The following is an 11185-nucleotide window of genomic DNA, read 5'->3' as shown; positions in this document are numbered from 1 at the left end:
CGTAACGCGCTCAGGGCTTGGCCGCGACCGCGGCGGATGCGCCGGCGGCGGCCGCGGGCGGGTTGCCTGTGCCGCTGTCTGCCTGGGCGACGCGGACCTTCGCGCCGGGCTTGACGAACTGCACGCCTTCGACGATCACACGGTCGCCGGCCTTGAGGCCGTCCGCCACCAGCCATTTGTCGCCGATGGCGCGGTCGGTGCGGATCTGGCGCAGTTCGACCTCGTCCTTCGCGTTGACCACCAGCGCCGTGGCCTGGCCCTTGAGGTCACGCGTAACGCCTTGCTGGGGCACCAGCAGGCCGTCGGTCTTCACGCCTTCGCGCAGGCGCGCGTGGACGAACATGCCGGGCAGCAACTCGTGGCGCGGGTTGGGGAACACGGCGCGCAGCGTGACCGAGCCGGTGCCCTGGTCCACCGCGACCTCGGAGAACTCCAGCCGGCCGGTCTCGGGGTATTTCGTGCCGTCTTCGAGTACCAGGTTGACCTGCGCCGCATTGGTGCCGGCGCTCTGCAACGCGCCGTTGGCGAGTTCGCGCCGCAGCCGGAGCAGCGAGGCGGAAGGCTGCGTCACATCGACGTAGATCGGATCGAGCTGCTGCACAACGGCGAGCGCCGCCGCCTGCCCGTTGGTAACCAGCGCGCCTTCGGTCACGCTGGAACGGCCGATCCGCCCGGAAATGGGCGCCAGCACCTTGGTGTAGCGCAGGTTGATCTCGGCCCGGTCCAGCGTCGCCTGGGCCTGCTGCCACGCGGCCTTGGCCTCGTCATACTGCTGCTTGCTGACCGCTTCGTCGCCAACCAGGCGTCCGTAGCGCTGCGCCAGCAGCCGCGATGACTCCATCGTTGCCCTGGCGCTCTTGTAGGTCGCATCGTAGGTAGACGGGTCGATCTGATAGAGCTGCTGGCCCTGGGTCACGTCGCTGCCTTCCTTGAACAGCCGCCGCAGGATAATGCCATCCACCTGGGGCCGGACTTCGGCAATGCGGTAGGCCGTGGTGCGGCCGGGAAGCGAGGTATCCAGCGTGACTGCTTCGGTCTTCAGCGTGACCACGCTGACCTGGGGCGGGAGCGGGGCGGCGGCTTCTTTTTTTCCGCCGCATCCGGCGAGCGTGGACAGGGCGATGGCCAGCGTAACCGGACCCCAGGCGCGGCAGCCGCGTGATCGTTGCATTGCGAGTTCCTGCGAAAAAATCAAGCGAATCAAGTGTTCGGCGGTCAGTCACGACGACCGTCCGGAGCCGGATAGCGAGGCGTAGCAAATGCCATGCCCGACGCCTCGCCGCCGGCTGTGGCGGCATGCCAGGACGTGCGGACGCCCCGGAAGTTGCCCGGCGTAGCCGAGAAGTCTATCCCGACTCACGAAAACGTTCCGGGCGATTATCAGCTTTCAATATTTCAGAATCTTTCATCGTAGGCTTGCGGGCAACTTTCCCAGCGATCTGGACCCTGCATTTCACCCATCCGGGGGTGTTGCCGCGGAGCGCAAGCTGTGACAATCCACCCTGAGAGACCCGACTCAGGTCCTCAAGCCCTTATGCCCGTCCCCGCACGGGCTTTTTCTTTTCCCGAGCCGTCCCGCCGGTCCCCCAAGTGTCTGCTGATGCCTTTCTCCGGCCGTGGGCGGCGCTGGCAAGGCACTTCTCAACTGTGCTCTTGAACTGTGCTCCTGTCTGTACGCACCGCAGGACGCGCCCCGAACCTACTCTGACGCTACAGGATCTGGCCGAACCGATTGACAGGCCAGGCACCGCCCCCAGCCAGACAGGACACACGCCATGAGTTCGCCGAAGCCCGAGAAAGGCCACATCGCCCCCTACACCCATCCCGCCGCCGGCTGGGGTGCGCTGAAGTACGTTGCCATCAACCTCGTCAAGGAGCAGGTTGCCGGTGGCAAGTACAAGATGCTGTTCAAGCAGAACCAGGCCGATGGCTTCGACTGCCCCGGCTGCGCATGGCCCGATCGACAGCACGCATCGACCTTCGAGTTCTGCGAGAACGGTGTCAAGGCAGTGGCCGCCGAAGCGACCAGCATGCGTGTCACGCCCGAGTTTTTCGCGCAGCATACGGTCACGTCGCTGCTCGAACAGACCGATTACGAGCTGGAGCAGCACGGCCGCCTCACGCACCCGATGGTGTACGACGCGCAGACCGACAAGTACCGCGCCATTGCGTGGGACGAAGCGTTTGCACTGATCGGTCGCCACCTGCGCGCATTGCCGGACCCGAACCAGGCAGCGTTCTATACATCGGGCCGTGCCAGCAACGAGGCAGCGTTCCTGTACCAGTTGTTCGTGCGCGCCTACGGCACCAACAATTTCCCGGACTGCTCGAACATGTGCCACGAGGCCACAAGCCGTGGCCTGCCCAAGACCATTGGCGTAGGCAAGGCAACGGTGGTGCTCGACGACTTCGAGCATGCCGACACCATCCTGCTGTTCGGCCACAACGCTGCCACCAACCACCCCCGCATGCTCGGCGAGCTGCGCGAGTGCGCACGGCGCGGCGCGACCATTGTGTCGATCAATCCGCTGCGCGAACGCGGCCTGGAGCGCTTTACCAGCCCGCAGCATCCAGTCGAAATGCTCACCGGCTCCAGCACGAAGATCGCGTCGATGTTCGTGCAGCCGAAGCTCGGCGGGGATTTCGCGCTGATCAAGGGCATGGCCAAGCGGCTGGTCGAACTCGACGACGAAGCGATCCGGCACGGCCAGGCGCGACTGATCGACGTCGACTTCGTGCGCGAGCACACGATCGGCTTCGGTGCCTTCGTCGAGGACATGCGCGTGGAGAGCTGGGCCGATATTGTCGCGGAATCAGGCGTCCCGCTGCCGGACATCGATGCGCTGGCCCGCGTCTATGCGCGCGGCCAGCGCGTGATTGCGTGCTGGGGCATGGGCCTGACGCAACACAAGCATTCGGTGCCGACCGTGCAGATCCTGTCGAACCTGATGATGATGCGCGGCAACATCGGGCGGGCCGGGGCCGGCCTGCTGCCGGTGCGCGGTCATTCGAATGTGCAGGGCGATCGCACCGTCGGCATCGAGGAAAAGCCGGACGATGCGTTCCTGGACCGCCTCAAGACTGCCTTCGGCTTCGAGCCGCCGCGCGACCATGGCTATGACGTGGTGGAAACCATCGAGGCGATGCTGGAGGGCAAGGTGAAAGTCTTCATCGGCCTGGGCGGCAACTTCTCGACGGCTACTCCCGATACGCCGCGTACGCACGAAGGCCTGCGCCAGTGTGCATTGACTGTGAACATTGCCACCAAGCTCAACCGTAGCCACCTGATACACGGCAAGGAATCGCTGATCCTGCCGACGCTGGGCCGCACGGAGATTGATGAACAGGACGGCGTGGCACAGGGCGTGACCGTCGAGGATTCGGTCTGCATGGTGCATATCTCGTTCGGCATGAACAAGCCGGCGTCGCAGCACCTGCTGTCCGAGACCGCCATCGTTGCGCGCATGGCCGCGGCGACGCTGGGCTCGGAGAAGATCGACTGGCTCTGGTACGTGCAGGACTATGCGCGCATCCGCGATGCGATCGAGATGGTGATCGACGGCTTTGAAAACTACAACGAACGCGTTGCCGTGCCAGGCGGCTTCCACCTGACGCCTGCCGCGTGCAACCGCGAGTGGCACACGCCGTCGGGCAAGGCGCAGTTCCTCGTCCATGCGATCGACAAGGACACCCCGATCCACCGCGCGCGCGAGCAGTACGGCGACAAGCTGCTGGTGCTGATGACCACGCGCTCGCACGACCAGTACAACACGACAATCTATGGCCTCGACGACCGCTACCGCGGGGTGTTCGGGCTGCGCCGCGTGGTGTTCATCAGCGCGGCCGACCTGGCGCGGCTGGGACTCTCGGCCGGGCAGCGTGTCGATATCACGAGCGTCTGGGACGACGGCGTGCAACGCCGGGTACAGGACTTCGAACTGGTCCAGTACGACATTCCCGAAGGTTGCGTCGGTGCGTACTACCCCGAGACCAATCCGCTGGTGCCGCTCGAAAGCATCGGCGATGGCTGCGGCACGCCGACGTCGAAGTCAGTGCCCGTGCTGCTGACGCCGTCGCGTCTCCAGGCTGCCGCTGCCTGACGTAGAAGTATCGCTCCTATCCTTGCGAGACCATCATGGAATGCACTGAACTCGTTGAACACCACGGCTATGCCGCACGCAGCATCGTCCGCCACAAGGGCGGCGCGGTGAAGCCCGCCATGGACAACGTGGCGGAGGAGCTTCCCGTGGCCCTGGTGTACAACGGCATCTCGCATGCGGTGATGATGGCCACGCCGCTGGATCTCGAAGCGTTTGCCGTGGGCTTCTCGCTGACCGAAGGCATCGTCAGCCACAACGCGCAGATCCATGACATCGATGTGCGGGTCCACGCGCACAGCGCCGAAGTGCACCTCCAGATCAGCGAACAGGCCTTCGCCGCGATGAAGGCGCGCAAGCGCGCGCTGGCCGGCCGCACGGGCTGTGGTGTCTGCGGCATCGAAAGCCTCGAACTGCTCGACCTCGAGCCCACGCCAATGCGGATGCCGGCAACGCGGTTGCAGCCGACGCCGGAAATGATCGGCCGCGTGGCAGCCGCGCTGCCTTCGCACCAGCGGCTGATGTGTGAAACCGGCGGCGTCCACGCGGCGGCATGGTGCAATGCGCACGGGGAAATCCTGCACGTCTTCGAGGATGTCGGCCGGCATAACGGCCTGGACAAGCTGATCGGCCATCTGGCGATGCAGCGCGTGAACATGAACGACGGCTTCGTCTTCCTGTCGAGCCGCGCGAGCTATGAACTGGTGCGCAAGGCCGCGCGCATGAACATCCAGATGCTGGCGACCATTTCCGCGCCGACGTCGCTGGCCATCCGGATTGCGGCGCAGGCCGGCCTGCGCCTGCTTAGCTTTTGCCGGAAGGACGGCTATGTCGAATATACCGGCGCAGCATTCGATGACAGCTGCGGTCCTCAGGCCGAAGGTGTTCTCGAAGGAGCGGCAGCATGCTGAGCTTCGACGAGGCACAGGCAATCTTCGCCAATGCCGCAGAGCCGGTGCGCGAGACCGAAACCTTATGGCTGGGGCTGGCAACCGGCCGCGTGCTGGCCAGCGACCTAGTCGCCGTGACCGACACGCCGTCGGCCGACCGCAGTGCGATGGATGGCTATGCGGTGCGTTGCGAGGACTGGCAGGGTGGCGCATGCCTGCCTGTGCAGCAGGTGGTGTACGCCGGCACCCGGCCGCAGGCGCTGCGTCCCGCCCCTGCCATCCGCATTTACACGGGCGCGGTGATCCCTGCCGGGGCCGATGCCGTGGTCGCGCAGGAAGATGCCGAGGAAAATTTTCGCGGCGTAACCTGTAACCGAACGCCGCTCGTTGGCCAGCATATCCGCCGCCAGGGCGAGGATGTCCGCCGTGGCGAGATGCTGCTGCCAGCCGGAACGCTGATCGAAGCCGGCCATATTGCCGCGCTGGCCTCGCAGGGGCTTGTCCATGTGCCGGTCTGCCGGCTGGTCGAAATTGCCATCCTGACGTCTGGCGACGAGGTGGCGGCCAACGATGAACCGCACGACGTATACCAGGTGCATGACGTCAACGGGCCGATGCTCGAGTCGCTCGTGCAGTCCATGGGAGCCGTCGTGCGCTGCCACCGCCATGTGCGTGACGACGAGCGCGTGCTGCACCATGCATTGCGCGAGCTGGCCGGCCATGCCGACCTTGTCCTCGTGACCGGGGGTGCGTCGGTCGGCCAGCGTGATCTGGTGGCCGCGGCGCTGGCCTCGGCTGGCGGCGAGCTGCTTTGCCGCGGCGTCAACATGCGGCCCGGCAAGCCGGTGACGATCGGACGCCTGCGCGGCAAGCCCGTGGTCTGCCTGCCGGGCAATCCGGCGGCGGCCTATACCACCTTTGCGCTGCTGGTGACGCCGTTGCTGCGCCGGCTGCAAGGCCGGACCCGGCTGTTCCCGCCGGTGAGCCGGGTCCGCGCGGCACTGGCCGGCGCACGCGTGCCGCCGTGCGATGCGTTCTGGCGGGTGGGAGAGGTTGGCTACTCCGGCGACCCTGGCAGCCAGGAAGGCCTGGTCCACGTCGCCGCGCAGCAGGGCGCAGCCGCCGTGTCGGCGCTCGGGCAGGCCAGCGGCTTTGTCCGGGTAGGTCCGAAGAACGCCGGCCAGCTCCACCATGTGTCGTTGCCGTACTATGATCTCCATCGTTGGCTTGGCTAAGGAATGCCTGCGGACGGAGACCCGGCGCCCAGGTGCCCGGGAAGGCGCAACCGGATCGGCCACCGAGGGGAGCGCGGCGTGAAACTCTATGAAAAACTGGCTGCCGACATCGAAGCGCTGGTGAAGCAGGGGGTGCTGCTGCCAGGCGAGCGGATTCCGTCCGTGCGCCAGGCCAGCCAGCACCACCGCATGAGCATCACTACGGTGATCCGGGCCTATGTGCTGCTGGAAAGCCGCGGCATCATCGAAAGCCGGCCGCAATCCGGCTATTTCGTGCGTCCGCGTTCCGGAGAGACCGCGGTCGAGTTGCGGCCGTCGCGGCCCAGCGCCAAGCCTTCCGCGGTCGACGTCAGCGCACTGGTGCTGTCCACACTGCGCTCGATCCGCTCGGACGACGCCGTCCCGCTGGGCTCACCCTATCCCGATGCCGCGCTGTTCCCGTGGCAACGCATCAACCAGTACGCGAACAATATCGCGCGGCGCTATGCCAAGTGGACCATGCTGGACGATCTGCCGCCGGGCAGACCTGAGCTGATCCGTCAGATTTCCCGCCGCTACCTGGAGAACGGCTACGCGGTAAACCCGAACGAGCTGATCGTCACGATCGGCGCGACCGAGGCCATCAACCTCTGCCTGCAGGCCGTGGCAAAGCCCGGCGATACGATCGCGGTGGAGTCCCCGACTTTCTACGCGATGCTGCACGCGATCGAGCGGCTGGGCATGCGCGCGATCGAAGTCGCGACCGATCCGGTCGAGGGCATCGACATTGACGCGCTGGCACGGCTGATCGACGAGAAAAGCGTCGCCGCCTGCATGGTCATGCCCAATTTCCAGAATCCGCTCGGCTTCCAGATGCCCGACGAGAAGAAGCGCGCGCTGGTGGAAATGCTCACGAGCAAGGACATCCCTGTCATCGAGAATGACGTCTATGGCGAGCTGTACTATGGCGAGGCCCATCCGAGTTCGCTCAAGGCGTTCGACACCGCCGGCATCGTGCTGCACTGCTCGTCGTTTTCCAAGACGCTGACCAACGCCTACCGCATCGGCTGGGCGCTGCCGGGCCGCTACCGCGGCGCCGTCGAGCGGCTCAAGTTCCTGAACACGCTGACCACGCCAGCCATCCCGCAACTGGCGATCGCCGAGTTCCTGAAGAACGACGGCTACGACTTCCACCTGCGGCGCGTGCGCAAGGCCTATGCGCAGCAGGCCAGCATCATGGCGGCTACGGTGCGCAGGTTTTTCCCGGAGGGCACGACCACATCGCGTCCGGCCGGCGGCTATGTCCTGTGGGTGCAGCTTCCCGAAGGTATCGATGCCATGGAGATGTACCACGCGGCGCTGGAACACCGTATTACCGTTGCGCCGGGGCATATGTTTGCACCTGGCGCGACCTACGACAACTGCATCCGGCTGAACTACAGCGCTGAATGGTCGCCAGGTATCGAATCGGCCGTCCAGACGTTGGGCAAGGTTGCCACGCACCTGCTTGCCAAGCGGTCGAGCGGGCGAGGAGAGTAAACGCGATGTCTGATCCCGGCAACGAACAGAACGGCGACGGCATCGATCCCGCCATTGTGGAAGTCCTGCTCGTCCTGCGGGAGGCCGGCATCGAGAACGGCGCCACGCCGTGGTCGCTGCCCAAGATCGCCAAGCGCGCACAGTTGCCAATGAGCGTACTGCGCCGGGTGCTCACGCAATTACAGGCGGCCGGCCTGGCCGATGTCAGCGTCGAAGCGGATGGCCGCGGGCACGCCAGCCTGACACAGGAAGGCGCGGCGCTTGCCGCGCAGCTGTTTCCCGATCCTTTCTGAATCCCGTTCAGTCTTCTGCAAGGGCAACGGCTGCACACGGCATTGCCGCTTGCTTTCAGTCATGCGACGCGCTTCTTACCCGGATCGTGGCCGTCTGGCCGGCGACCAGATGCATGCCGGGCGGCACCTCGTCGAGCGCAACGCGGACCGGGATACGTTGGGCAAGGCGTACCCAATTGAACGTCGGGTTGACGGTCGGCAACAGGTTCGGCCCGCTGCTGCGGTCCTGGTCGTCGATGCCCGGGGCGATGCTGACGACATGCCCGCGCAGCGCCGTGCTCTGGCCCATGATCCGTACGTCGGCCGCGGCGCCGACGCGGATTGCGGGCAGTTTGGTTTCTTCGAAATAGCCTTCGACGTACTGCGACCCGCTGGCGACCACCGAGAGCGCGGGCCGGCCACGATTCACGAAGTCGCCGGTGCGGGGCAGATGGTCCGCGACGTGGCCGTCGACCGGGCTGGCCACGCGGCAGCGCGCCAGGTCGAGGCTGGCCGCGTCCACTGCCGCGTCTGCCTGGTCGAGGCGCGCCTGTGCGGTGGCCATGTCCGCCTTGCCGGCGCGCACCAGCGCTGCACGTGCGGCGTTGGCCGCGCCCTGCGCCTGTTTCAGGGCCACGCGAAAGCGCGCTTCGTCCACCACGAACAGCAACTGGCCGCGCTTCACTTGCGCATTGTCGGCAACAAGGACTTGTGCGACGAGCCCCGATACGTCGGGCGCAACCTGTACCACCTCCGCACGGACCCGGCCGTCTCGCGTCCACGGTGCGCCGGTGTAGTACTGCCACAGATGCCATGCCGTCAGTACCGCCGCACCCACGGCGATCAGCGTGACAACGACGGGGACAAAAAGGGAAAGCTTTCGATTCATGATGGGACCTCCCAGACGAGCGCGACCAGCGCGCCCAGTACGAGGATGTAGAGGGAAAAGTTAAACAGCGACCGGTGCCACACGAAGCGGTAGAAGCCGAGGCGGTCGAGCACGGTGCGCACGCCGGCCGTGACGGCGAACGCGGCCAGCATCCAGGCCAGCGTGGCGGGGACGAATACGCCGTACACGTTGAAGTCAGTGGCGTGCATGCGCACCTCCATCGGTCAGGGGTTGGGGTGGATACAGTGCGAGGCGCAGGCTGACGAGTGCCGCCAGTGCGGCGCGCGGGTAATTGCCTGACGGCGCGGCGAGCGTGGTCCAGGCCGCGTCGATCGTGACGGCCAGCGCCGGCGGCGGCGCAAGTTCGTGGCCGGCGCGCGAGCAATCGCGGTAATGGCGTGCCACGCCCGCCAGTGCGCGTTCGACCGCGCGACGGCGTGGCGCGGGCAGATCGGCGCAGGCGCGCCGCAGACCTAGCGCCGCGGATTCCACGAGGAATGTCCCGACGCCACCACCCATGCGATGCCGGCCGGCCACGGCCGGCCACTGGCGCAGCAGCCGGTCGAGCATGCGGCCTCTCAGACGCGCACTGTTGACCGGCGCACGCGGATGCGCCACCAGCGCAATCTCGCTCCAGTTGGCCCGGGCGAGCCGGTATGCCACGAGCTGCCTGCCGAAGGGTTGCATCAGTGCCGCCCACAGCGCGGAGAAGCACAGTGCCGCCAGGCTCGCGAGGCTGCTGTTGAAGATGTCGGCAAAGCGTGCAGCGGTCAGTTGCGGCGTGCCGGCGAACGATGCCGCCGTGACTGCCAGCAGCACGCCGAACAGGGCATAGCGCGACTGCGTCGTGAGCGCGCCGATCAAGAGATAAGGCCAGAACAGCAACAGCCCGAGCGCGCTGAAGTCATGGGCCATCACCAGCACCACGAACTGGTAGTACCAGGCCAGCAGCGCACAGGCGATGCTCCACACCACCACGCGCCCGGCCATCAGCCGCGGTTGCTCGGCGATTGCGATAAAGCAGCTTGCCAGCGCCGCCAGCCCGACCGGCCCCGCGCCGTCCACCCAGCCCGACGCCATCCACAGCAGGCCAGCGACAAGTGTCGCCATGCCGGCGGTGGCGGCGCGGAACAGCAGTTGGGCGTGGTCGTGGTGCCGGGCCTGTCCGGCCGGCTCGACGCGATAGCGAAGCACCGCGGGCTCCCCGGCGCCTTGCCGCAGGCTGGTTTGCAGCACGCGGCAGTCCTGCCACAGGTCGGACAGCTCGTCGAGGTATTCGCTGGTGGCCGCGACCAGCCGTTTGTGCCAGTCCGCATTGGCAGCCGGCATCGAACCCGCTGTTGGGCAAGCGTTCAGCGGTCGGCTGGCGTCGGCTTCACCGGCAATCCATGTCACGGTGGCGCGCAGGCGCTGCGCCACCGTGTCGGGCAGCCCTTCCGGGGAGCGGCGCAGGGCGGCGACAGCATCTGCCAGCGCAATGACGCGCGGCAACAGTGCGGCCATGCGCTGGTGCAGCGCGCGTGCGCGCCGAAGCGCCGGGCCGCTGTCGGTCTCATAGGCCAGCTGGGCAAGCTGCGCTTCCATGGCGACGATATCGGCGGCCAGCACGCTGAAGCTGTCGTGACGCCGTGCCGGGCTGGCGCCCGTGCCGAGCATGTCCTGGATCCAGCGCGATGCATGCGCAAGCCAGCCTGCCGCGCGCGAGGCCAGCGCCGGCCGGGTCCGCACAGGAAACACCACAGCACTGACCACGCTGGCGCAGACGATGCCGATCACGATTTCCTCGATGCGGGTCAGCGCCACGGCAAACACGCTGCCCGGAGCGGTCACCGTCGGCAGTGCCACGATCGGCAGCGTATAGGCGGCCAGCAGGCAGATGTAGTTGCGCGGTGCCGGCTCCAGCAGGGACAGGTAGAGCAGGGTGCCGGTCCAGCATGCGATCGCGGCCATGAGCAGCACGGGCTCGCCGATCAGCAGCGGCACCAGTGCCACGGCGCACAGCGCGCCGAGCAAGGTGCCGGCGACGCGGTAGGTGCCCTTCGCGTAGGTGGCACCGGCCAGCGGGCTGGAAACCAGGTACACCGTAGCGAACGCCCAGTAGGGGCGCGGCAGGCTCAGCGCCAATGCCGCGTACAACGCGAGCATGGCCGCGCCGAACACCTTGAGCGAATGGACCCACGGCGCAAGATCCGGCCGCGCGGCCCAGGCCGAGGCCAGCGCGCCGGCGGCGCGGCTGGCAGGCCGCCTGTCGCCGGAGGAGGTGCCGATGGATGCCATGCCTGCC

The 11185-nt window shown here is 66.8% G+C and carries 9 protein-coding genes; 5 read left to right on the top strand and 4 right to left on the bottom strand.

The annotated features are described in order from the left end of the window. Nucleotides 1–10: 10 nt before the first annotated feature. Complete coding sequence (locus ACIGJG_RS29025; RefSeq protein ID WP_483673566.1) at nucleotides 11–1171, bottom strand: efflux RND transporter periplasmic adaptor subunit; 1161 nt, start codon at nucleotides 1169–1171, stop codon at nucleotides 11–13. A 604-nt stretch (nucleotides 1172–1775) separates the two neighbouring features. Between ACIGJG_RS29025 and ACIGJG_RS29020 the strand changes: the two genes are divergently transcribed. The 5 genes from ACIGJG_RS29020 (at nucleotide 1776) to ACIGJG_RS29000 (ending at nucleotide 8033) form a co-directional block, all read left to right on the top strand. Continuing rightward, entirely contained in the window at nucleotides 1776–4100 is a 2325-nt protein-coding gene (locus ACIGJG_RS29020; RefSeq protein ID WP_483673565.1) for an FdhF/YdeP family oxidoreductase, read from the top strand. A 35-nt stretch (nucleotides 4101–4135) separates the two neighbouring features. Beyond that, entirely contained in the window at nucleotides 4136–5008 is an 873-nt protein-coding gene (gene fdhD, locus ACIGJG_RS29015) for a formate dehydrogenase accessory sulfurtransferase FdhD (protein ID WP_011300214.1), read from the top strand. Continuing rightward, nucleotides 5002–6222 carry a molybdopterin molybdotransferase MoeA gene (locus tag ACIGJG_RS29010; RefSeq protein WP_483673564.1) on the top strand — a complete coding sequence of 407 codons (1221 nt, stop codon included), beginning with the start codon at nucleotides 5002–5004 and terminating at the stop codon, nucleotides 6220–6222. Before fdhD ends, ACIGJG_RS29010 begins: the two co-directional genes overlap by 7 nt. A 78-nt stretch (nucleotides 6223–6300) precedes the next feature. Continuing rightward, nucleotides 6301–7740 carry an aminotransferase-like domain-containing protein gene (locus ACIGJG_RS29005; RefSeq protein ID WP_483673563.1) on the top strand — a complete coding sequence of 480 codons (1440 nt, stop codon included), beginning with the start codon at nucleotides 6301–6303 and terminating at the stop codon, nucleotides 7738–7740. 5 nt (nucleotides 7741–7745) lie between these two features. Further along, a complete protein-coding gene (locus ACIGJG_RS29000; RefSeq protein ID WP_011300217.1) occupies nucleotides 7746–8033 on the top strand; it encodes a helix-turn-helix domain-containing protein in 288 nt (95 codons plus the stop codon). Nucleotides 8034–8088: 55 nt separating this feature from the next. Here ACIGJG_RS29000 and ACIGJG_RS28995 read toward each other — a convergent pair whose 3' ends face one another. From ACIGJG_RS28995 to ACIGJG_RS28985, 3 genes are read right to left on the bottom strand one after another with little or no spacing between them, the layout of a single operon-like run. Beyond that, nucleotides 8089–8901 carry an HlyD family secretion protein gene (locus tag ACIGJG_RS28995; RefSeq protein ID WP_483673562.1) on the bottom strand — a complete coding sequence of 271 codons (813 nt, stop codon included), beginning with the start codon at nucleotides 8899–8901 and terminating at the stop codon, nucleotides 8089–8091. Beyond that, nucleotides 8898–9110 carry a DUF1656 domain-containing protein gene (locus ACIGJG_RS28990; protein ID WP_041680173.1) on the bottom strand — a complete coding sequence of 71 codons (213 nt, stop codon included), beginning with the start codon at nucleotides 9108–9110 and terminating at the stop codon, nucleotides 8898–8900. The genes ACIGJG_RS28995 and ACIGJG_RS28990 overlap by 4 nt, the downstream gene beginning before the upstream one ends. Continuing rightward, nucleotides 9097–11178: an FUSC family protein gene (locus ACIGJG_RS28985; protein WP_220630365.1), complete on the bottom strand. Its 2082-nt coding sequence runs from the start codon at nucleotides 11176–11178 to the stop codon at nucleotides 9097–9099. Before ACIGJG_RS28985 ends, ACIGJG_RS28990 begins: the two co-directional genes overlap by 14 nt. Nucleotides 11179–11185 lie beyond the last annotated feature (7 nt).

The organism is Cupriavidus sp. C1SS-2L (assembly GCF_057073735.1).
Note: the sequence above shows the minus strand (reverse complement) of the source record. Positions and strands in the feature narration are given on the sequence as shown.

Coding starts and splice junctions, on each gene's coding strand:
- ACIGJG_RS29025 (WP_483673566.1), bottom strand. CDS start 1,171: ATGCAACGATCACGCGGCTGCCGCGCCTGGGGTCCGGTTACGCTGGCC.
- ACIGJG_RS29020 (WP_483673565.1), top strand. CDS start 1,776: ATGAGTTCGCCGAAGCCCGAGAAAGGCCACATCGCCCCCTACACCCAT.
- fdhD (WP_011300214.1), top strand. CDS start 4,136: ATGGAATGCACTGAACTCGTTGAACACCACGGCTATGCCGCACGCAGC.
- ACIGJG_RS29010 (WP_483673564.1), top strand. CDS start 5,002: ATGCTGAGCTTCGACGAGGCACAGGCAATCTTCGCCAATGCCGCAGAG.
- ACIGJG_RS29000 (WP_011300217.1), top strand. CDS start 7,746: ATGTCTGATCCCGGCAACGAACAGAACGGCGACGGCATCGATCCCGCC.
- ACIGJG_RS28995 (WP_483673562.1), bottom strand. CDS start 8,901: ATGAATCGAAAGCTTTCCCTTTTTGTCCCCGTCGTTGTCACGCTGATC.
- ACIGJG_RS28990 (WP_041680173.1), bottom strand. CDS start 9,110: ATGCACGCCACTGACTTCAACGTGTACGGCGTATTCGTCCCCGCCACG.
- ACIGJG_RS28985 (WP_220630365.1), bottom strand. CDS start 11,178: ATGGCATCCATCGGCACCTCCTCCGGCGACAGGCGGCCTGCCAGCCGC.